This window comes from Alkalibacterium psychrotolerans, assembly GCF_054784355.1.
Genome location: NZ_BAAGPH010000137.1, coordinates 1 through 21,500, shown reverse-complemented (window position 1 = coordinate 21,500; position 21,500 = coordinate 1). Strand labels below are relative to the sequence as shown.

Below are 21,500 nucleotides of genomic sequence, written 5' to 3'. Positions count from 1 at the left end.
GAGATTTTACTTATGAAAAAACGCATTGTACTACCCCTTGCAGCTCTGCTGTTATTAATACCAACACCTGTTTTCGCCGAAGAGGTAGAAGCCGGCATGGCCTCGACTTTAGGAGCCGTGACTCTGATTCCGCCACTTGTGGCTATCGTATTGGCTTTTATCACTAAAAACGTGGTACTGAGCCTGTTCTTCGGAATTTTTTCCGGGACAGTGATTGCCCAGTATGCGGGTGGAGCCAATATTTTGTCTGGTCTCATCTTTGGTTTTACTGATATTGTGGACTATATTCTGGAATCTCTGGCGGATCCGTGGAATGCCGGAATTATTCTTCAAGTCCTCGTCATTGGTGGTCTAATTGCTTTGATCACGAGTTCTGGTGGTGCGCGAGCGATAGCGGAAAGTCTTGCCAGGAAAGCCAAAGGTCCAATCAGTACACAGCTGGTTACGTGGGCACTGGGACTGCTGATTTTCTTTGATGACTATGCTAATGCCTTAATTGTCGGACCAATTATGCGTCCGGTATCTGATAAAATGAAGATTTCCCGTGAACGTCTGGCTTTTATCGTTGATGCAACTGCCGCGCCAATCGCCGGTATCGCACTGATTTCAACGTGGATTGGCTATGAAGTCGGTCTGATTAACGATGCCTATCAGTCTATCGGAATGGATGTGAATGCCTATGGGGTCTTCCTTCAAACCATTCCTTACCGTTTCTACAATATTCTGATGCTGTTTTTCGTTGTCCTGACGTCTGCAACCTTGCGCGAGTTCGGTTCAATGAGAAAAGCTCAGGAACGTGCGCGAGATACTCATGAACTGATTGCCAAAGGGTCAACTGCTGTGAGCGAAGATGAAGAGTTGGAAGTCATCGCTAAAGGCAAACCTTCCATCTGGAGTGCACTCGTTCCAATCGGCTCTCTGATAGTCTTCAGTTTTATCGGTTTTTACACTGATGGACGCCAGACCTTACTTGAGTCAGGCGATGCCGCGATTATTGATACGATTCAGAACTCTCCGTTCTCCTTTGTCACATTAAGAGAAACCTTCGGCGCTTCTGATGCCTCTGTTGTTCTGTTTCAGGCAGCTTTAATCGCCAGTATCATAGCCTTAGTCATGGGTGTGTCAAAAGGACACTTTACATTTGGTAAAGGCATCGACATATGGGTCAACGGAATGAAGACATTGATGATTACCGGAGTAATTCTTCTGCTAGCTTGGTCACTTTCAGGCATTATGGGAGAGTTGGGAACAGCTGATTACCTGGTGTCCCTACTAAGTGATACAATGCCGCCATCCCTGTTGCCGACCGTTATTTTCCTGCTGGGGGCTGTTATATCCTTTGCGACAGGAACATCCTACGGAACAATGGGTATTCTGATGCCGCTGGCTATTCCGTTAGCAACAGCTATGCAGCCTGAAAATGCAGAGTTTATCGTTATGTCTGCTGGTGCTGTTCTGACCGGTGCCATTTTCGGGGATCATTCTTCACCGATTTCAGATACAACCATTCTGTCTTCCATGGGTGCGGGCTCAAACCTGCTGGACCACGTTAAGACGCAGCTGCCATACGCTTTGACGATTGCCGGTATATCCATCGCATTCGGTTACCTGCCTACTGCATTCGGCTTGAACGTCTATATTGTATTGGCGATTGCCTTCCTGGCCGTCATTGCTGTAGTCTTCATCTTCGGTAAAAAAGTCGACACAACTGCACAACTGGAAAAAAGTAAATAACAGATGAAAAGCAGGCTGTCCTAAATTAGGGTAGCCTGCTTTTTTTTGATATACCGTGAATAGCAAGTTTTTTTAACCAAAACAAAGAAGGAGATGAAACAGAAGTGCTGTTTCATCAAGAACCATTTTAATAGGGCGATGCTGTGAATCATAATTGATGGGGTTAAATATAAAATCAACACCATTTAATTAGATGGCAAGGGAAAGGAACCTATAATTGCAAGTAAGTATTAACTGAGATGCTCTTTCAAATTGAGTTGGCTGAATAACCTGGGATAATAGTAACCGGGGTAGAGACTCCCAGCCTAGTTGGCCGAATAACCCAGTATTACAGTAACTGGACCAGAGTCTCCGAGCTGAGTTGGGTGAATAACCCAGTATTAATGTAACTGGGAAAGTCACACCCAATGAGTTGATACTATCTCTCTTAAAATCTAATAAAAGACATTTTATAACAGTTTAGTTGATACTCAATGGACATTGAGTATCCTCCTTCGACAAGGCGTATTCATTGCAAGAATTACTCAGTTTTCTTACCATTAAATCAAACAATGTGTTAGTGAAGGAGAGAGCAAAATGGAAATAAAAGTCATTAGAGAGGACATCACCAAACTGGACGTGGATGCGATAGTGAATGCGGCCAACAAGTCTCTTTTAGGAGGCGGAGGCGTTGATGGGGCGATTCACCGAGCTGCCGGTCCCGAGCTGAAAGAAGCATGCAGAGAGCTGAACGGAGCAGAAACCGGCGAAGCTAAAGTCACACCTGGATTCGAATTGCCTGCTGATTATGTCATCCATACTGTGGGGCCTGTTTACAGTGACGGCAATAGCGGTGAACCAGAAAAGCTGAAGGATTGTTATAGAAACAGCTTGAAGAGAGCGAACGAAAAAGAGCTTAAGACAGTAGCTTTTCCTGCCATCAGCACAGGAATCTACGGTTATCCGATAGAAGAAGCCTCCGCTATAGCTGTGCATACTTTACGCGAAGAAGCTGCTAGTAATCAGTCAGTCGAAACAGTTTACCTTGTCGCGTTTGATAATAAAACAGAAGAGGCTTTAAAGAAGAGTCTGGAAAATAAGGAAGGGGATAAATAAAATGAAAAAGTATATCCGTTTTGGTCTGATGATTCTAACATCGACCGTTATTATGTATTTTCTAATGTATCTGAATATCTATGAAATCAGTCATTTCGAGTTCAGTCAGACGCGAATTTTTATGGCTATTATGATGGGAGCTGTCATGGCGGTTGTCATGCTTCTGTTTATGTGGAATATGTATACCAATAAAAAAGTTAATGCGGCCATTCTTGGGTCCGCGGCAATAGTGTTTGCCCTTATGCTGTTTCTCGTCAGAAGCCAGTCAACAGTAGATGACACGTCCTGGATGAGAGCAATGATTCCACACCATTCCATCGCTATTCTAACAAGTGAACGGGCAAACCTTGAAAATCCACGAGTTCAGGAGCTTGCTGACGAAATTATAGAAGCACAGGAAAGAGAAATACAAGAAATGAATGAGCTGATTGAAGAACTTCAAAATGAATCAGAAGAAGATTAAACAGTTACAAAAAACTCCCTCGCTTTTCCATAAGGAAAGGCAAGGGAGTTTAGTTATTGGATTATCAGCGATCAGATAGGGGTTTTGACTCTTCTGGAATAGCTTCCGTGGAGTCTTTAGTTTGTCCAATAGCATAAGTCAGTGCATAACAGGCTGCAGCAATAATAACCGCAATGAGGAGCCTAACCAGACCACCGCTGCCGTCGAGATCAGCAAGTGCATTTGTATTGGATACCACTGCTACCGGTGAAGCCATAACCAGTCCTAAAATAGAGGCATAAGTGAAGCCCGGTTGAGTTTTAAAGAAGTAATCAATCACTTTACTGATTAATATTATACCGACAACCATTCCTAAGGCATATACCAGCAGGAGAATAGTAAAAGGAATCAGATTTTCCATATTAAAGGTACCCAATGCTTCGGTAAAGCCGTTGATTGTGTAAATGACGGCATAATAATAACCGATAATCAGCATGAGTAGGGACCCGCTGACCCCAGGAATAACCATTGCAGCAGCCGATATCAGGCCAACAAAGAATAAGGCAAGCATCGGACCAACTTCAAGAGATATGCTTTGAACGCCTCCGCCTGCCACTTCAGCCACTCCCATCCATGCAACCAAGATGAAGAAGAGGATAAACAAGATAATATGAACAGGGCCAATCGCTTTTCCTTCCACTTCAAGACTCTTTCTGAAAGAGGTGCGTAAGATAGGCAGACCGCCTAAAATCAAGCCGACAAAGGCAAAGGCAGTGTAAAGTGTATATGATGCAAGCAGCCATTCAATCACCATTGAAAAACCGGCTACGCCAATTAAAGCACCGATAATCAAAGGTACCAATATTTTCAAACTGGCTTTCTTTTCTTTTCGGACATGAGTAAATGCATGAATCACGTCATCGTAAATCCCGAAAGAAACAGCCATCGTTCCGCCGGATACTCCGGGAATAATATTTGAAATACCGATAAACAAACCTTTTATTGCCATCCATATGTAATGCATAATGTGCTCCTTTTTATTAATTCATGAGTAGTGTGTACGAGCTTCATTTTACCACATTTAAAAAATATTAATAGCACTAAAATACCCTCATTCCCACTATTGATATCGGAGAATAGGGGCAGAAGATATTAATTTAACTTGTTGATATATTTTTTGACTTGTGTCACAAATCCTTGATCGCAGGCAATTTGAAGTTCATCCCCTGACAACAGTACAGTATCGCTGTGAGGCATAAATTCATTACTGTGGCGTTTTATCCGAATACATTTTGCATTATAGGGCAATAATAATTGACTCATATGCATGCCATCCAAGTAGCTGTTAGGTTCGACAAAAACATCCATGTGAATTAACTTTCCTTCAAAAACGGTTGGAAAGCGACTCGTTTTATTGTAAAGAGTTATTTCATCTATTGGTTCAAGTCCAAGTATATCAGCTATAATATAAGCGGTCAGACAGACTACAGCAATCGGCATCATTTGTGTAATAGAACCTGTTATTTCTGTAAGTAGTACTATTGCTGTTAACGGCGCTTTTGATATAGCTGTAAAAAAGCCACCCATTGAAAAAATAACGAAATTTCTAATAAATTCATCTTCAAGTCCTGTTCCTCTAAGCACTAGATTGCCGAAAATCCCACCTAAGACTGCACCAATAGTCAGCATGGGAATCAGCATCCCAGCAGGTATGCCTGAACCATATGCAATATGAAAGGCGATAAAGCGAAAGGCGAGTATGGCAAGAAGAGTGAGTGTTGCCGTCCTCACAGATGCGATATCAGTAATGACTCCCGTTCCGCCACCCAGCATGTCTTCCCAGAATAGTCCAGTCGGAATGACAATCAAAAACGGAATAAAGCCTAGTAAATAAACGGGAATAGGTAACTTGGCGTACAGTCTGGGTACAATAAATACTGTTTTCTGAAAAACCCATCCAGCTACAGCTAAGAACACACCTAAAACGGCCAGATAAAAATACTTATCAAGCGGGAACTCAGCCATTCTCCCTAAAGCCAGTGCAGGCTGGGAGCCAAATATGTAGAAAGCAATAAAGTTAGCTGTAACCGATGCAGAGAAAACAGATAAGATTAAAATTCCGGAAAAACGGTGATGCACTTCTTCTAAAATAATAACTAAACCAGTTAAAGGAGCATTAAAGGCAGCAGATAGACCTGCTGCTGCACCACTTGAAATGAGTATGTTCTCCTGTGATTTATTACCTTTTAACAGACTGTTGATGCCCTGACCAACTACTCCTCCAACTTGAATGGATGGTCCCTCTCTACCTACTGGGACACCCATACCCAAGACAAGGGTACTGCCTATGAACTTTCTCCATAAAATAGACCACCAGTTTAACTTCAGGGTACCCTGCAATTGCCCCTTTAACTCGGCTACTCCATTTCCCTGAATATCCGGATCATCTCTGCCCATTAATATAACTAAAAAGGCTATAAAAAGAATCACGGTTGTCCACCCAAGAATCCATAAAGGTTGTTCTCTAAGAAATGCATAGACTATTGGCATAAAGTTTAGGGTAATATAAATGGCCATTCGAAAGGCGCTGACCACTGTACCAGCAACAGCACCTACAAGAATACCTTTCATGACGTAACTGATTTTTGACCAGTCTATATATTTTGTATGTTTCATAAATAACTCCTTAATAATTCAGGCATAAAGTCTTAATTCTGTTTATCAATAGCTTTTTTAACTTCAGCAACAAAACCGGCATCGGTGGTGATAATCAGTTCATCGCCAGCCCAGAAAACAGTATCCTGATGCGGAATGAATTCGTTGTCGTGGCGCTTAATTTTCGCTAGACGTGCCCCGAATGGCAGATGAAGATGCCGGGCCATCATGCCGTCCAAATCACTATCCGTTTCAACGTGCACTTCGATTTCAGCCACTTCACCTTCGAAGACCTTAGGAATTTTGTCGACTTTACGGCGGAGTAAGGTTTCGTAGATAGGTTCGGTACCTACAAAGTCAGAAACGACATATGAACTCAGGCAGACAACTGCTAAGGGCATCAGTTGAGTTACTGTACCGGTCATTTCAGTTATCAGCATAACTGAAGTCATCGGAGCTTTGGTCACGGCTGTCAAAAAGCCGCCCATAGCATAAATAATAAAACTTCTGATAAAAAGATCATCAATTCCTGTCAGCCATAGTGCTCCATTACCATATAGACCACCTAAAATAGCTCCGAGACTCAAGACAGGAATGAAAATTCCCCCAGGCAGGCCAGAACCATACGAAATTTGAGAATAAATAAAACGGAAAACGAAGATTCCAAGCAAGAGAAGACTGGATACGCGACCGCTACTAATTAAAGTAATAACACCTGTACCGCCACCAAGCATTTGTGGTAGATAGAGTCCGATTGGAATCAGTAGAATAAACGGAACAAAACCATGTAAATAGGGCGGAATAGGTAGTTTACGGTACAATGTCGGCATATAAAGTAATACCTCCTGATAGAGCCAGCCACCTAAAGCCAGAAAAGCTCCCATAAAGACAAGATGAACATAATGTTCTAGTGGAAATTTCATCAAGGAGCCCAGGTCTAGAGCAGGCTGCACGCCAAATATCTGATAGGCAACGAAATTGGCTGTCACTGAAGCGGAAAAAGCTGTCAGCAGAAGCACACTTGAGAATTTATGATGAACTTCTTCCAAAATAAACATAATACCGGAAACAGGTGCGTTAAAGGCAGCAGACAGACCGGCACTTGCTCCAGCTGAAATCAGAATGTTCTGCTGTGAACGATTGCCTTTCAAAAAGTGGTTAACACCTTGACCAACGGCACCACCGAGCTGAATGGAGGGACCCTCTCGACCAAGTGCCAGACCGGATCCGATTGCCAGCGATCCACCAATGAATTTGCGCCAGAGGATGGAAGACCAGTTCAGCTTGAGAGACCCGTGCAGCTGCCCTTCAATATCTTGAATACCCGACCCTCGAATGTCCGGCTCGTCGCGAACCATAATAGCTATAATAAAAGCAATAAGTAAAATAACAAATACCCAAGGAATAATCCAGATAGGGTTGTCATTTAAAAAACTGTATACATCTCTCATGAAGGTAATAATAATTTCGATAGATACTCGAAATAAACTGACGACTATTCCAGCAGCAATACCGACGAGCATACCTTTAGCCACATAAGAAATCTTAGACCAGTCAAACAAATGTAAAGATTTCATAAATACTCTCCTAGTTGACTTTTTGTTTTTCTACATAAGTACAAAGATAACGAATACCCCGTTTAAAAGCAATACTTTTTAAGGAATAATCGTGAATCATTCCACAAGTTTTCACAATAGTACGGTACAGTAGAAAAAAGGTGCAATTAGACCGATATTGCACTCCTGATTAAAGAATGCTACGATTTAATGAGTAAAAACTGGAGGCGGATACGGATGATACTAATAGGGGTAGAAGTGACTCTCCTGATTTTTGACTCTTATTCTTTAAAAGAAAAGCGCAGCACCGTGAAGAGCATTCTTCACCGGACACAGAATCGACATCATCTGAGTACGGCAGAGGTAGAAGACTGGGACTTGCATAACAAAACTGTTTTAGGCTTTGGCGTTGTCGGCAGTAATAGGAAAGTATGCCGCCAGCAGATTGAAGCGGCTTTAAAAGACATAGAAGAGCAGTATGAAGTGGAAATTCTGGATGTCGAATGGGTGGAAGCATAAGGGCTGCCGTTTAACATTTCCAGTTCATAGAAAGGACAAATAGATGGATAACACAATTAAATTAACTAAAATGACAGGCTTGAACTACAGTCTGGAAAATTTATTAATGGGCTATACAAAAACGCAGCAGCTCGAGATTGCCGACAGTTTAAACAGTAAACTGTCAAAAAGCTGGAAGAAAAGCAAACTGGCACAAGAACTGTCTGTCAGAATTGAAGAACAGGCCGAAACCGTTTATCAGGAAGCTTTGGAAAGTGTCATTGGACGCTTACCTAATCAGGAACAGAATGCCTATTTTGTGGAATCACTTGACGGAATCAGCAGTTTGAATCCACTGATTGAAAAAGGTTTCCTGTATGTGCAGCAGGTGAGCGACTCTTATATGCTGATAATTCCTGAAGAAATTTTAAGAGCAGCAACCGGATTCGAAGGAGTCTGGACTGATGAAACAACAGATAGTCAACCGCAATCCCATGCCGCAGAAGTACTTCATAAATGGAAAGAGACATTGAATGCTATCTATGGCACCGTTTCACCCAGCCATCTTCATGCGGTCTGGAACCGTCATTATTCAGAGGAATTAACTATCGAAGAAATTAGTGACCTGCTATCCAACTAAATTAGAACCGAGGCGATGAACATGATAAAAATATTAATTGATTCAGGGATTGACCAGAATGCCTTTATGAAAAAAAGATACGGTTATGACTTCCTTCCATTAAGTGTCATTATTGACGAAAAGGATTACCTCGACCAGGTAGAAATGTCACTGGATGAGGTCCACCGTTATATGGAGGCGGGAAATCTCCCTAAGACGTCTCAGGTTTCTCCAAAGACTATACTTGATGCGCTGGATGCCTGCCGCGAACGTGGAGAAGATGTGTTATACATCAGCATATACAGTCAGTTTTCCGGTACTTATCAGGTGGCCCAGACGATTTTTGAATCGTATAAAGAAAAGCATCCGGACATGAACCTGGAAGTAATTGATTCAAAAGGCGGATCCGGAGGCGGTGCTCTCCTGGCTTTACAGGCAATGGAAATGGCCCGTCAGAACTTGGACTTTGAAACAGTAGTAGAGCAGACACGCGAGAATACCGAGCATATTCAGTATCATTTCACCTTAAACAACTTGAAGTGGCTGGTTAAAGGCGGTCGTCTACCGAAAGCTGCTGGAGCTGCCGGAGATGCACTAAATATCAAACCCTATCTTTCAGTGAATGAAACCGGAATTTATTTGAAGAAACTGGTTCGCGGTCAGGACCGAATTTATAAGCGTATGATAAAAGAAACCAAAAAAGGGGTCGGTTCCTTTACCGATCAGCTGATTACGATTAGTCATGTTAATGATATCGAGAGTGCCCAGCGATTGAAGAAAATGGTCAGAGAAGCCATACCGGAAGCGTCTGTACAGATTTTCGACATCGGTGCTGTTTTGGCAGCTCACTTGGGTATAGGTGGTGTCGGTGTATTTTACATGGACAAGAAACCTGCTCACTACATGTATATTGAAGAATAACAGTGGAAACGTGTTTAGTGAAAATATAATTTCGTAAAGTTCAATATGATAGAAGACTCCTGTTATTATTTCAGGAGTTTTTTTATATATTAACTAGTCCAGTACTCCTAATGCATATTATTTGTTCTAATCAATCACCTCGACTATACTTGGAATAGATACAAAATAAATTTTTTGGAAAAGGAGTAGATAGTATGGATAATGTTGGAGATTCATTTCAGAGAGGACTGAATACGTTTATCGATTTTCTTCCTCGTTTGTTGATGGGGTTAGTACTCATCCTTGTCGCCTGGGTGGTTGCTGTGTTGGTGAAGAAAGCAATTACTAAGGGACTGGAAGCAGCCGGATTAGCTACGCGCCTTAAAGATTGGGGAGCAGCTAATAATAAGGAACAAGGACAGTCGATGATTGACGCACTCGGAAAAGTAGGGTTTTTCTTAGTTTGGGTATTTTTCCTTCCAGGAATTTTTGAAGTATTCAACTTGACTGCAATTGGTACGCCAATTCAGAATATGCTTGACAATGCTTTAGCATTCTTACCTAATATTATTTCTGCAATTGTTATACTTGTATTAGGTTTTTACGCAGCCAAATTTGTTAAGAACCTGGTATACAATCTTGCCGTAGCAGCTAATCTTGATCGTTTCCTGAATAAGCTTACAGGTTCAGGTACCGATACAGACGCTGTTGAAGAGAACAAAGGAACCATTGCAAATGTACTCGCTAATATTGTGTACTTCCTGGTTATTGTACCCATTGTGTTAGTGGCACTGGATGTATTGAACATCGACACCATTGCTCAACCAGTCAGTGATGTATTAAATACGATTCTGCAAGCTATTCCTAATATTCTAGTTGCAGTTGTACTCTTGACTGTGGGTGTGTTGTTAGCTAAATTTGTTGGTGACATTGTTACTGATTTACTCAGAGGAACTGGCTTCAATAAGTATTCGTCTTACCTGAGAAAATCTGGAAATGTCGACATTGACTTAGCTAAACTAGCTGGACAGATTGTAGCCGCATTAATTGGCTTATTCTTCTTGGTAGAAGCGCTGAACGCATTGAATCTTGAAATGCTGAATGTCATTGTCGCTTCAATTATTGCCTACCTGCCAAATGTACTGTTTGCCGCGATTATCATTGGACTGGCTTTTGTTGGAGGACAAATGCTGTCATCTGGAATCAGAAAAGCAACTGGCAGCCCATTAGCAGGCGTACTGGTTAAATACATTCTGATTGTATTTGCTACCTTTATGGCGCTTGATCAGTTGAACTTTGCAACAAGCATCGTAAACTTCGCATTCATGGCTATCCTCGGCGGTCTAGGCGTAGCATTCGCTATTGCATTTGGTTTAGGCGGACGCGACTTTGCGAGAAAACAGCTTGAGCGCGCTGATCAGAAGATTGAAAAAGAAAGTGCTAAACCAAGTGTTCCAGGAGATAATACGCCGGAACTATAAGCATATAAAAGCAGTGAGACCTTAAACTCACACTAATCTCATGGACAATGAAGAAGCAGCGCCAACTTTGTGGACAAACACAAATCGGCGCTGCTTTTTTATGCTGTTCAATGATTCCCACTATTATACATTGGTAAGCACTGCTTTGAGAATTGATGTTTTCTTTACAGTGGTATTCATCAAACTGAGATGAGGAGGCAAGCTGAGTTAATGAAATCATGGGTTATTCGGCCAACTCACCGGGATGTTCTTACCCAGTTACTGCAATACAGCGGTATTCACCAAACTGAGGTGGTGTAAGAGGGTTGAGTTAATGCAATATCCTGATATTACCTAAAGTGAAGAGATGGAGGCGAGGCGAGTTAATGTAATCCCCGGGCGATTCGGCCAACCCAAGTGAGAGGTGCCGGTTCAGTTAATGATATCAGAGATTATTTAGCCAACTAACCAGGATGTTCTTACCCAGTTACTGCAATACAGTGATATTCACCAAACTGAGGTGGTGTAAGAGGGTTGAGTTAATGCAATACCCTGATATTACTCAAAGTGAAGAGATGGAGGCGAGACGAGTTAAGGGAATCCTCGGCAGCTTAATATTGGATAAGTTACTATAAGACCTAAAGCTCCTAATAAAGATGAAAAAATCACCACCTGCAGAACAACCCATCTGCTGGCGGTGATTTTCCTTACTAATAAACTATTTTGACTATTTCAGCTCTTACCAGTTAATCAAACCGATGACGAGAACGACTAATATAGCAACTGGAGCTACAAATTTAGCAGTCAGTACATAAAGAGGTCCCCAAGCCTGCTGGCCGACATCTCCATGATGGAGAATTTCTTTTTTCGTCCAAGTCCAGCCGACAAACAGTACCATAATCAGACCACCTAAAGGCAGCAGCAGGTTTCCAGTAAAGGCATCCATGAAGTCCAGGAATGGAGCACCGAAGACAGTGATGTTCATCGCCCCTTGACTGAGTGAGGAAGGAACACCCAATGCGAAAATAACCAGCCCTACAATTAGGGTTACCTTTTTACGACCAAGATTTGTCTTGCGGATAAAGTAAGCCACTGCCACTTCGAGAAGAGATATAGCAGACGAGAGTGCTGCCATTGACAGAAGCACAAAGAACACTAAACCAACTAACGTGCCCACGCCGCCCAAAGCTTCGAATATATTAGGGAGTACGATAAATACGAGACCGGCGCCTTCTGCTGGATCCAGTCCAAAAGCAAATAAAGCTGGGAAAATAACCAGTCCGGAAATTAGGGCAAACAAAGTGTCCAAAGCAATAATAATCGCTGCAGATGATGTCAGTCGTTCTTCCGGAACAAGATAACTGCTGTATGTCAGCATCGCGCCCATCCCCAGGCTCAGGGTAAAGAAGGCCTGACCCATCGCGGACAAGTACACTTGCGGATCTCTGAAGGCATCCCATTCAGGCTGGAACATAAAAGCAAAGGCCTCACTTGCTCCACCGAGAGTCAAGCTGTAAGCAGCCAGTCCAATGAGAAGAATACTTAAAGTAGGCATCATCCATTTGCTGGACAGTTCAATACCTTTTTGCACACCGAGATAGACAATACCAACGGTCATCGCCATAAAGAGAAACTGCCACAAGACCGGTGAGGTCGCATCTCCGATAAAGCCAACGAAGAATTCTGAAGAATCGCCACTGATACCACCAGTCAGGTACTCAAACAGATAACGCAGTGACCAGCCGCCAATGACGCCGTAAAAGGACAGAATCATAAAGGCAGCCAGTACGCCCATTACACCTGCAATAAACCAGCCCGATTTCGGTGCGATTTTTTTAAAGGCATCGATGGCGTCCGTCTGTGTGCGACGACCGATGGAAAACTCGATAAGCATGACCGGAAAACCAATCAGCAGAACACTGATAAGATAAATAATTAAAAAGGCTGACCCGCCACCTTCACCCATTGCATAAGAGAAGCGCCAGATATTACCTAACCCAACTGCCGATCCCATTGCTGCTAATATGAAGCCCCACCGGGACCCCACTGTTCTCTTTTTTGTTTCATTTTAACCCTCTCCTTTTTTAGCTCCCACATTAATTAGAATATAATGAGAAAATGTGTTGTTTCTCATTATATTCTTTAGGAAAGGTAATTACAACAGTTATTTCGACATATTTTCAGAGTAAGCGGTTGCTTTTAAATATATAATTACGTCACTGTATTTTGAAAACTGCAATTTGATAAATTATAAACATGAACTGTGAGTTTATACACTAAAATAAGATGAATGAGAATAGTATAAATACTTTAAAATCATTTTATTTTAGGATTATCTTTCAAATTCCTGTCACAATTATGGCTAATATAATACACTAAATCGACTTAATTCTGACACAGACAATTATACAAGCCTTCTGTATAATTAAAGTATGCAAAGTAGGAAGCGACCTAGATTTGCCCTATCAGATAAAGTGTAAGTGAGAGAGTAGGGATATGATGACGAGTATGAAAAAACGATTTATTTATGTAATTGACACACCGACTGAATCAAAGGAATTACTCATCAGAGAGAATGAGTTAATTGAAAACGCAGATGGTGAACTGGACTGTCCGTTGGATAAGATTCTGAGTCGTTACCATATGGAATGGAACGACCTTTTCCAGATGAACGCAGCGTCTGTTTCTTTAATGGCAGAAGATACGAGTGAAAGAAAAGTCATCCGATCCATCTCATTTGAGAATCTGCATTACCATAAACAGACTGAGGGAGTCTGCTAGAATCAGCTTGTCTGGTTCGGCAGGCTTTTTTTGATGGAAAAATTAGTATAAAAGGACTGACTTAGGTCAGATAATTAAATTAGTCTGAAAAAGATAGAATAGCGAGAGTTATTTGAAATTAAACGACGCGACTTAAGGGCTTTCTGTGATACAATAAGGATAGTCTTTTGACTAAAACAGATGCAGTATTGGAGGAAATCAAATGGCATGGATTCTTTTAGCACTTGTCATTGCACTAGTTGTTTATTTATATGTACAGAATTATCTTATAAAAGTAACGTCTTATGATATAACCATCCCCGGTCTTCATCCTGATTTGAAGGGCAAAAAAGTAGTTCATTTAACCGATCTACATTTGAGGCCCCGATCAAATAAAAGCTACATTGAAACCATTATAGATAAAACACAAAATCAAAAACCTGATATGATTGTTGTGACAGGAGATTTGGTTCAGGCAGGATTGGAAAGCCTTTCAGATACACCGTTGAGGCGTTTTGCAGAATTATGCAGTCAGACAGCCCCTACATATGCGGTGACAGGAAACCACGATATTGCCAGCGGCTCGTTTGACGAATTTAAAGCCATATTGAAGTCTTCTAAAGTAAAACTGTTACAGAATCAGGCCGTTTCTGTCAAGAACAATGCAGGAGAGGATGCTCTGGTTATCATGGGCTTGGCTGAACGAGTGAACCGCTCAACCGTACCGCAGCCTATTTTAAAATCAATTGAGTTAAGCCCGTCCATGGAGCCACTGCCAAAATTGCTACTGGTTCATCGACCAGAATATTTTAAACATTATGGCTATGATAAAACTAAGTCACCTTCCTTGATTTTCAGTGGCCATACGCATGCTGGGCAGGCCAATGTGCCTTTTGTAGGCGGCGTTTATGCACCAGGGCAAGGCTGGTTTCCAAAATATGACTTCGGCTTTTTCAGTGATGAAGAAGACCGGACGAAACGGATGTTGGTGTCACGCGGACTGGGAAATTCAAGTTTTCCGCTTCGCATCAACAACCGACCGGAAATTATTGTCGTGACACTTGCCTAAACAGTGAGTAGGAATGATAAAATGAAGCCTGGAGGAGACAGAGACATGACAAAATTAAGACTAGGAACAGTAGGGACAAGTTCAATAACGGAACAGTTTATAGAAGCGGCACTCATGAGTGAGGATTACACACTTGAAGCCGTCTATTCACGTAGAGACAAGACAGCAAATGCATTCAAGGACCAGTTTGCTGCTGAAAAGGCTTATTCAGACTGGGGTAGCTTTCTGAGCGATGCTGATATAGATGTCATTTACATCGCCTCGCCAAACAGTCTTCATTTTGAACAGGCGATGGCAGTTCTTCAACACCATAAGCATGCCATCGTAGAAAAGCCGATGGTCACCTCACTCGCTGAATGGGATGAACTCATAAAAACGGCTGAACAGAACGGCAAGGTTGTCGTCGAAGCGGCGAGACATATTCATGAACCTAATTTTATAAAGATAACAGAACAGATAAAGAAACTGCCTGAACTTTACGGCGCAACACTGACTTACAGCAAGTATTCTTCTCGGTACGATAGTGTTTTAGCAGGAGAAGAGCCGGCAATCTTTTCACCAGCTTTTGCTGGAGGAGCCGCTAACGATCTGGGAATCTATACAGTCTATGCCGCTGTCAGTTGGTTCGGCAAGCCCGATTCCGTTCATGCCTTTTCACAAAACATACGAACAGGCGTTGACGGCAAAGGAACGGCCATATTGCGGTACCCTGACTTTGATGTGACGCTGAATTATGGAAAAATAAACACCTCGCTTCAGCAGTCTGAAGTCTACAGTTCCAGTGAGACACTTGTCCTAGACGCCATCACTGGTCTGGAAAAAGCCAGCAGAGTGGATGCCAAAACGAAAGAAACACAAGCAATTGAGCTGGATTCCCCAGCAGACAACCCGCTGATATGGGAAGCCCGGGTATTTTCAGAAGTGATGCTGCAGCCTGATCAAGCTGAACAGCAAGAACGTATTAAGAGCTGGAACAGCTTATCCAGAACTGTTCATGAAGTGCTCGAAGATATCAGAAAGCAAGTATTCAACTGAAAAACTTTAGAAAAATAACAAATGATTTAAGTACATCTTTCTACAAAGGAGGGTGTACTTTTTATTTTTCAGAAAATTCTTATCCCGGATGAGAGAAAGTGGAAAATTTAAAAAGATAGGTGTATGATTAAACTATATATAAAGGTCGATTTCAGAAAACCAAGTAGACAGTCGGCAAACAACCTAGGGGGAGACAACATGGCAAAAAAAGGAATTATGCTCGTATGCGCAGCAGGAATGAGTACCAGCATGCTGGTGACAAAAATGCAGAAGGCTGCAGAAGAAAGAGGGATTGATGCGGATATTTTCGCCGTGTCAGCCAACGAAGTGGATGCAAAAATGGAATCCCGACCGGTCGATGTCATGCTTCTCGGACCTCAAGTCAGATTCATGAAGAATCAGTTTGAGAAAAAAGCAGCTGAGAAATCGATTGCCATTGATATTATCGACATGCAGGATTATGGCATGATGAATGGCGAGAACGTTCTGGACAGCGCATTAGCTTTAATGGATTAAATCTTCAATCAGTAAGGAGGCATACGTATGAGCGAAGAAAACAGCGAACTGATGGAAGTAATCATGTCGTTAATTATGTACGGGGGAGATGCCCGAAGCAGTTCAATGGAAGCCATCCACGCAGCAAAAGCAGATGACTACACGCTTTCCGAAGAAAAACTCAAAGGAGCCGATGAGGCTATCAGAAAAGCGCACCAGGTGCAGACAGACCTGTTAACGCAGGAAGCATCGGGCAATTCAATCGAGTTGAATTTATTGATGGTACACGCCCAGGATACTCTGATGAACGCGATGACCTACCGCGATCTCGCACAGGAAATGATAGAGCTGTATCAGCGCGTCTGTCGAGACGAATAGACCGCTTAAAAGATGCATTAGAACGTTGCTGAGATGAAAACAGCATTGTTCTAATGCATCTTTTTTTGTTCTGAAAAATTAAGTGCAGGCTTAACTGCTGAAGTAAATAGTTACTCACCAACTGTGCAGTTCATTTAAGCGTTCTAAGTGTAAACTCAACTAAGAATGGAGTTTACACGTGAAAGCTCTATATAAACTAAACAATAATTAAAAATATACCGTTCTAAGTGTAGTTCAGTTTTTCAAACTGCACGATAATTGAAAAAAGTGTAGTTTCCCCTTTAAAATGCATGCCTTACTAAAGTAAGGGTTCAGAAATGAAACTACTATGCTAAATAAATAAAATAATGGCCTTTTTTTACTAAATTTGTCCTATTTTTATTGTAAAAGAAAACGTTTCAGTGTATAGTTGAAAGCGATGAGAGAGTTGTCTAATCGCAGAAATAAGAGAGGAGATGTGCAGATGTTAACAGCAATCATAATTCAGCCTAATCAAATAAATTGCACACCCCCGACTACTCAGTTCGGTGGGGTTAAATCCTCCTATTTTATAGTAGTATAAACCCTTGTTTTATCATGCAGTCCATTTGCATACCATAAAATAAAACCGGGCAGTCTATTCTTTAACGGGGATAGACTGTCTTTTTGCGTGAAGAAAGGAACGATACGATGTTCGAAGTTTTAATTAAACTGAAATTCTTTTTCAAGGAAAATAAATGGCAATACTTGGGTTCTTTCCTTGCCTTAGCCATTTCAAACGTTTTTGCCGTCATCATCCCCTATATTATTGGACGCTTCATTGACGCGATTGTCACTGGGGAGATGAATGCGGAACTGCTTAGAACCTACAGCCTGCAGTTCACGGCCTTAGTCTTTATTACGTATGGACTGGATTTTCTGTGGGGCTACGGGCTCTTTTCTGGAGCATATAAACTGCAGAAAGAAATGCGCAGCAAACTAATGCGTCATTTTCTAAGAATGCGCGCACCATATTTCGAAAAATTCAGAACGGGAGATTTGATGGCCCGAGGAACCCAGGATATTCGGGCACTGGCCGATACGGCCGGTTACGGGATGCTCGTTTTAATGAGCGCGACCGGCTTTACGGCGACCTTGGTTATCATGATGGGGATCTCTGTGAACTGGGGTCTGACAATCGCTGCTGTACTGCCGCTGCTGCCAATGGCTTATGTGGTAAAAGTAAAAGGCGCACAGGTTGATGAAGCTTATGAAATAGCACAGAAGTCCTTCTCATCCGTCAACGATGATGTGCTTGAGATGATTGACGGCATGCGGGTCATTCGTGCTTACGTAAAAGAAGAAGATTTTATTCATAAATTTAACGATCAGACGAGCGATCTGCTCAAGAAAAATAACAGGGTTTCAGAAATTGCCGCCATCTTTTCACCAACCGTCAAAGCATTTGAAGGCCTCAGCATTATGATTGCCTTGAGTTACGGAGCGCTGCTGGTTGCACAAGGAGTCTTGAGTGTCGGAGATATCGTCGCCTTTCAAATGTACTTGGGCATGATGATCTGGCCTATTATTTCAGTTTCCGAACTGGTTCTGATTTTGAGACAGGGCAGTGCATCCATGAGACGTGTCGAGGAAATTACGCTGGCCACTGACGGTTTGAACTTTAAAGGAAGAATTGAAGCGCAGCGCGTGAATGACTTAAATTTTGATCATTTTACATTCAAATATGAAGCCAGTGAAATTACCAATCTGGACGATATAAAACTGAATCTGAAAACGGGTCAGACACTTGGTATAGTCGGAAAAACCGGTTCGGGCAAAACCACACTGATTAGACAACTCTTGAATCAGTTTCCAATGGGGACCGGCGTATTCGACATGGGTGAGTCAGCCTACACGGAGTACAATGACCCGTCGCTCAGACGCTTAATTGGCTATGTTCCTCAGGATCACGTTTTGTTCAGTCGAAGTGTGCGGGACAATATTGCGTTCGGTAAAAAGGACGCATCAGATGAAGAAATTCTGGAAAGTATTCGGCTGGCTTCATTTGAAGAAGACTTGAAAAATATGGACCGTGGTCTGGATACCATGATTGGTGAAAAAGGGGTGTCTATTTCAGGTGGACAGAAACAGCGTATCTCTATTGCACGGGCACTGATTAAGGACCCGGATATTCTGATTCTGGATGACTCTCTATCAGCGGTCGATGCCAAAACGGAACAGACCATTATCCACAACATTCAGCAAATCCGTTCAGACAAGACTACAATTATTTCAACTCACCGTCTCTCAGCAGTCAAAGAGGCAGATGAAATTATCGTACTCGACGACGGAAAAATTATTGAACGTGGCACGCACGATGAACTGATTCAGAAAAAAGGCTGGTACTTTGAACAGTTCAGTAAGCAGGAAATTAAAGAGTTCGATGCAACTAACAAGGAATCAGACCCTTATGCATTTAAAGGAAGGGTGAGTAAATGAAGACCGTAAAACGCTTATTATCTTATATGAAATATTACAAATTGTATTTTACACTTGGAATCGGTCTGGTTGTTTTGTCCATGATTACCGATTTGAGCGCGCCAATTATAGCGCAGCGCATTATTGACAACGTCATTACGCCAGCTGCCGCGGAAGGCGAAGCCTATTCAGACGTTTTGCTTCAGCTGATACTGATTTATTTCGGACTTATGGTATCGACTGTCATTACCCGCTACATTTCAGGTCTGTACAGAATGAGGGCGGCAAACGGCATCATCAAAATACTTCGGGATCAATTGTACAGACATGTGCAGGAACTTCCAATTCACTACTTTGATAATCTGCCGGCAGGAAAAATCGTTGCACGCATCACCAATGACACGGAAAGTCTGCGTCAGCAGTTTTATGTTGCAACAGTCGGACAGATTCTGATTAATGTCTTTTATGTTATCGGAACCTATATTGCCATTGCCAGTTTTCATCAAGGGCTGGCACTCGCGTTACTGGTGCTGATTCCCCTTATGTTTTTATGGAACAAGTTCTATTCCAAATATGCCAGAGTCTTTCACCGCAAAGAGCGTGACTTGAACTCGGACATTAACGGAAAGCTGAACGAATCGATTCAGGGCATGCAGATTATCCAAGCCTTTGAACAGGAAGAACGCATCCAGGATGAGTTTGAAGTCATCAACGAGAAATGGTACGAGGTCATGCGTAAGTATGTCATTTTAGACTCCGCCTTTCAGTGGACCTTTGCCGATTTCCTGAGACGCTTTTCACTCTTGCTTCTGATGGTCTACTTTAGTACCCAGTATATTAACGGGGTACTGGGCGTATCAGTAGGTATGCTGTATCTGTTCGGCGATTATGTGAGTCGTTTGTATGAGCCAATTAAAGGGATTATTCAGCAGATGGCTTTTGTCCAGCAGGCTATTGCAGCCGGCGAGCGGGTATTTGAAATGATGGATATGCAGCCGGAAGACAATCCAGAAGAAAAAATGACCGTCACCGACGGCAGAGTATCCTTTGATCGGGTTACATTCGGCTACACGGAAGAAAAGGATGTATTAAAAGACATTCACTTTACAGCTGAACCCGGTGATACAGTAGCTTTAGTTGGGCATACTGGCTCAGGTAAAAGTTCCATTATGAATCTGCTCTTCCGCTTTTATGACCCGCAGAACGGTGAAATTACAGTGGATGGGCAGAATACAAAAGAATTCTCCAGGCAGTCTGTCCGAGAACAGATGGGCATTGTGCTTCAGGATCCCTTTCTCTTTACGGGAACCATCTATTCAAACATCACGATGGATAACCCGAACATTACGCGCGAAGAAGCGATACAAGCTCTGATGGATGTGGGGGGAGAAGACCTGCTCGATAAATTCGAAAAAGGAATTGATGAACCGGTGGTCGAAAAAGGAAGCACATTAAGTTCCGGTCAGCGTCAGCTGATTTCCTTTGCCCGAGCCCTTGCCTTCAACCCTAAAATTCTAATTTTGGACGAGGCAACGTCATCCATTGATACGGAAACAGAAGAAATCATTCAGCATGCGATGAATGTCTTGAAAGAAGGCCGCACTACCTTCATTATTGCGCACCGTCTGTCGACCATTCAGCACGCTGATCAGATTCTAGTGCTGGATCAGGGCGTCATTAAAGAACGCGGCACCCATGAAAAACTGCTTGATTTAAATGGGGCCTATGCAGAAATGTATGAAATGCAGAAAAAAGGTCAGGTACTGGCTTCTTAAATAGAGGAATACGAACACATTAAAAAGCCTGCGCTGTAAATTAGCTGCAGGCTTTTTTGCTTAAGTATGATTATTTTTCAGCCAGCAATGATAATAATAATCGAACAGAGTCAGGCTGATAGTATAGACTAGGGCTGTGAGAATAAGCAAATTACTGTTTGTAAGAATCAGATAATAGCTTATACCACTGAGAACTAGAAAGAACTCCAGAGCGGTCATTAGTTTATACCAGTGTGTTTTTAGAAAAGGTATATCAGCAAACACATAGGTGATTATAGAAAGCAGTAGGCCGATTGCAATAGTGTGCAGAAGAGGGACATTGAAGATGAGGCGAAGGATAACCCACCCGATAAGAACATAGGACAGAACCTTGGCGCCGAATATTTTGGATTGTGTCATGATGGCACCTCCTAGGGGAATATGAAGATGGTTAATTATAGCATGGATGCACATCAGGAGATAAAAAGGGGCTGGGAAAAAACTCCCCTAAAATGAATACATCCCTCGACCGATTTTGAAAAAAAAATGGTCGAGGGATGTTTCTTTTTTAAAGACAAAATGAGCCCCACCGGCTATAATTGAAGTACCAACAG

The 21,500-nt window shown here is 42.2% G+C and carries 19 protein-coding genes; 14 read left to right on the top strand and 5 right to left on the bottom strand.

The annotated features are described in order from the left end of the window. Positions 1-12 precede the first annotated feature (12 nt). The 3 genes from ACYVLS_RS11175 to ACYVLS_RS11165 all read left to right on the top strand — a co-directional run bounded on the left by ACYVLS_RS11175 (position 13) and on the right by ACYVLS_RS11165 (position 3,292). Positions 13-1,734: a Na+/H+ antiporter NhaC family protein gene (locus tag ACYVLS_RS11175; RefSeq protein WP_460324539.1), complete on the top strand. Its 1,722-nt coding sequence runs from the start codon at positions 13-15 to the stop codon at positions 1,732-1,734. A gap of 576 nt (positions 1,735-2,310) precedes the next feature. Next, positions 2,311-2,829, top strand: a complete 519-nt coding sequence (locus tag ACYVLS_RS11170) for an O-acetyl-ADP-ribose deacetylase (RefSeq protein WP_460324537.1) — start codon at positions 2,311-2,313, stop codon at positions 2,827-2,829. A 1-nt stretch (position 2,830) separates the two neighbouring features. Beyond that, positions 2,831-3,292 carry a DUF305 domain-containing protein gene (locus ACYVLS_RS11165; protein WP_460324535.1) on the top strand — a complete coding sequence of 154 codons (462 nt, stop codon included), beginning with the start codon at positions 2,831-2,833 and terminating at the stop codon, positions 3,290-3,292. Between the two features lie 64 nt (positions 3,293-3,356). On the opposite strand, the gene ACYVLS_RS11160 is transcribed toward ACYVLS_RS11165, so the two are convergent. The 3 genes from ACYVLS_RS11160 to ACYVLS_RS11150 form a co-directional block, all read right to left on the bottom strand. Further along, positions 3,357-4,295, bottom strand: a complete 939-nt coding sequence (locus ACYVLS_RS11160; RefSeq protein WP_460324533.1) for a DUF368 domain-containing protein — start codon at positions 4,293-4,295, stop codon at positions 3,357-3,359. Positions 4,296-4,423: 128 nt separating this feature from the next. Then, entirely contained in the window at positions 4,424-5,947 is a 1,524-nt protein-coding gene (locus ACYVLS_RS11155; protein WP_460324531.1) for a ClC family H(+)/Cl(-) exchange transporter, read from the bottom strand. A 32-nt stretch (positions 5,948-5,979) separates the two neighbouring features. After that, positions 5,980-7,503, bottom strand: a complete 1,524-nt coding sequence (locus ACYVLS_RS11150; RefSeq protein ID WP_460324529.1) for a ClC family H(+)/Cl(-) exchange transporter — start codon at positions 7,501-7,503, stop codon at positions 5,980-5,982. Positions 7,504-7,719: 216 nt separating this feature from the next. Here ACYVLS_RS11150 and ACYVLS_RS11145 point away from each other — a divergent pair, with 216 nt between their 5' ends. The 4 genes from ACYVLS_RS11145 (at position 7,720) to ACYVLS_RS11130 (ending at position 10,980) form a co-directional block, all read left to right on the top strand. Continuing rightward, the gene (locus ACYVLS_RS11145) at positions 7,720-8,001 is read left to right on the top strand and encodes a DUF503 domain-containing protein (RefSeq protein ID WP_460324527.1); all 282 of its coding nucleotides are present in this window, start codon (positions 7,720-7,722) and stop codon (positions 7,999-8,001) included. A gap of 43 nt (positions 8,002-8,044) precedes the next feature. Then, a complete protein-coding gene (locus tag ACYVLS_RS11140; protein WP_460324525.1) occupies positions 8,045-8,620 on the top strand; it encodes a hypothetical protein in 576 nt (191 codons plus the stop codon). A gap of 21 nt (positions 8,621-8,641) precedes the next feature. Next, a complete protein-coding gene (locus ACYVLS_RS11135; protein WP_460324523.1) occupies positions 8,642-9,520 on the top strand; it encodes a DegV family protein in 879 nt (292 codons plus the stop codon). A gap of 194 nt (positions 9,521-9,714) precedes the next feature. Then, entirely contained in the window at positions 9,715-10,980 is a 1,266-nt protein-coding gene (locus tag ACYVLS_RS11130; protein ID WP_460324521.1) for a mechanosensitive ion channel, read from the top strand. Between the two features lie 718 nt (positions 10,981-11,698). On the opposite strand, the gene ACYVLS_RS11125 is transcribed toward ACYVLS_RS11130, so the two are convergent. Further along, the gene (locus tag ACYVLS_RS11125) at positions 11,699-13,006 is read right to left on the bottom strand and encodes a sodium-dependent transporter (protein WP_460324519.1); all 1,308 of its coding nucleotides are present in this window, start codon (positions 13,004-13,006) and stop codon (positions 11,699-11,701) included. A gap of 461 nt (positions 13,007-13,467) precedes the next feature. Here ACYVLS_RS11125 and ACYVLS_RS11120 point away from each other — a divergent pair, with 461 nt between their 5' ends. From ACYVLS_RS11120 to ACYVLS_RS11090, 7 genes are all read left to right on the top strand, one after another. Beyond that, positions 13,468-13,740: a hypothetical protein gene (locus ACYVLS_RS11120; protein ID WP_460324517.1), complete on the top strand. Its 273-nt coding sequence runs from the start codon at positions 13,468-13,470 to the stop codon at positions 13,738-13,740. Between the two features lie 202 nt (positions 13,741-13,942). After that, positions 13,943-14,788 (top strand): metallophosphoesterase, encoded by an 846-nt coding sequence (locus ACYVLS_RS11115; RefSeq protein WP_460324515.1) that lies wholly within the window; start codon positions 13,943-13,945, stop codon positions 14,786-14,788. A gap of 45 nt (positions 14,789-14,833) precedes the next feature. After that, positions 14,834-15,823 (top strand): Gfo/Idh/MocA family protein, encoded by a 990-nt coding sequence (locus ACYVLS_RS11110; protein WP_460324513.1) that lies wholly within the window; start codon positions 14,834-14,836, stop codon positions 15,821-15,823. A 198-nt stretch (positions 15,824-16,021) separates the two neighbouring features. After that, a complete protein-coding gene (locus ACYVLS_RS11105) occupies positions 16,022-16,339 on the top strand; it encodes a PTS sugar transporter subunit IIB (RefSeq protein ID WP_460324511.1) in 318 nt (105 codons plus the stop codon). 27 nt (positions 16,340-16,366) lie between these two features. Then, positions 16,367-16,696 (top strand): PTS lactose/cellobiose transporter subunit IIA, encoded by a 330-nt coding sequence (locus tag ACYVLS_RS11100; RefSeq protein ID WP_460324509.1) that lies wholly within the window; start codon positions 16,367-16,369, stop codon positions 16,694-16,696. Positions 16,697-17,365: 669 nt separating this feature from the next. Then, positions 17,366-19,153 carry an ABC transporter ATP-binding protein gene (locus tag ACYVLS_RS11095; protein ID WP_460324507.1) on the top strand — a complete coding sequence of 596 codons (1,788 nt, stop codon included), beginning with the start codon at positions 17,366-17,368 and terminating at the stop codon, positions 19,151-19,153. After that, positions 19,150-20,907, top strand: coding sequence for an ABC transporter ATP-binding protein (locus ACYVLS_RS11090; RefSeq protein ID WP_460324505.1), 1,758 nt, complete (start codon positions 19,150-19,152; stop codon positions 20,905-20,907). The genes ACYVLS_RS11095 and ACYVLS_RS11090 overlap by 4 nt, the downstream gene beginning before the upstream one ends. Positions 20,908-20,967: 60 nt before the next feature. Here ACYVLS_RS11090 and ACYVLS_RS11085 read toward each other — a convergent pair whose 3' ends face one another. Next, positions 20,968-21,306, bottom strand: a complete 339-nt coding sequence (locus ACYVLS_RS11085; RefSeq protein ID WP_460324503.1) for a DUF2512 family protein — start codon at positions 21,304-21,306, stop codon at positions 20,968-20,970. Positions 21,307-21,500 lie beyond the last annotated feature (194 nt).

Bases quoted from the DNA above. Each gene is read 5' to 3' on its own strand.
- ACYVLS_RS11175 (WP_460324539.1), top strand. From the start codon at position 13: ATGAAAAAACGCATTGTACTACCCCTTGCAGCTCTGCTGTTATTAATA.
- ACYVLS_RS11170 (WP_460324537.1), top strand. From the start codon at position 2,311: ATGGAAATAAAAGTCATTAGAGAGGACATCACCAAACTGGACGTGGAT.
- ACYVLS_RS11165 (WP_460324535.1), top strand. From the start codon at position 2,831: ATGAAAAAGTATATCCGTTTTGGTCTGATGATTCTAACATCGACCGTT.
- ACYVLS_RS11160 (WP_460324533.1), bottom strand. From the start codon at position 4,295: ATGCATTACATATGGATGGCAATAAAAGGTTTGTTTATCGGTATTTCA.
- ACYVLS_RS11155 (WP_460324531.1), bottom strand. From the start codon at position 5,947: ATGAAACATACAAAATATATAGACTGGTCAAAAATCAGTTACGTCATG.
- ACYVLS_RS11150 (WP_460324529.1), bottom strand. From the start codon at position 7,503: ATGAAATCTTTACATTTGTTTGACTGGTCTAAGATTTCTTATGTGGCT.
- ACYVLS_RS11145 (WP_460324527.1), top strand. From the start codon at position 7,720: ATGATACTAATAGGGGTAGAAGTGACTCTCCTGATTTTTGACTCTTAT.
- ACYVLS_RS11140 (WP_460324525.1), top strand. From the start codon at position 8,045: ATGGATAACACAATTAAATTAACTAAAATGACAGGCTTGAACTACAGT.
- ACYVLS_RS11135 (WP_460324523.1), top strand. From the start codon at position 8,642: ATGATAAAAATATTAATTGATTCAGGGATTGACCAGAATGCCTTTATG.
- ACYVLS_RS11130 (WP_460324521.1), top strand. From the start codon at position 9,715: ATGGATAATGTTGGAGATTCATTTCAGAGAGGACTGAATACGTTTATC.
- ACYVLS_RS11120 (WP_460324517.1), top strand. From the start codon at position 13,468: ATGAAAAAACGATTTATTTATGTAATTGACACACCGACTGAATCAAAG.
- ACYVLS_RS11115 (WP_460324515.1), top strand. From the start codon at position 13,943: ATGGCATGGATTCTTTTAGCACTTGTCATTGCACTAGTTGTTTATTTA.
- ACYVLS_RS11110 (WP_460324513.1), top strand. From the start codon at position 14,834: ATGACAAAATTAAGACTAGGAACAGTAGGGACAAGTTCAATAACGGAA.
- ACYVLS_RS11105 (WP_460324511.1), top strand. From the start codon at position 16,022: ATGGCAAAAAAAGGAATTATGCTCGTATGCGCAGCAGGAATGAGTACC.
- ACYVLS_RS11100 (WP_460324509.1), top strand. From the start codon at position 16,367: ATGAGCGAAGAAAACAGCGAACTGATGGAAGTAATCATGTCGTTAATT.
- ACYVLS_RS11095 (WP_460324507.1), top strand. From the start codon at position 17,366: ATGTTCGAAGTTTTAATTAAACTGAAATTCTTTTTCAAGGAAAATAAA.
- ACYVLS_RS11090 (WP_460324505.1), top strand. From the start codon at position 19,150: ATGAAGACCGTAAAACGCTTATTATCTTATATGAAATATTACAAATTG.
- ACYVLS_RS11085 (WP_460324503.1), bottom strand. From the start codon at position 21,306: ATGACACAATCCAAAATATTCGGCGCCAAGGTTCTGTCCTATGTTCTT.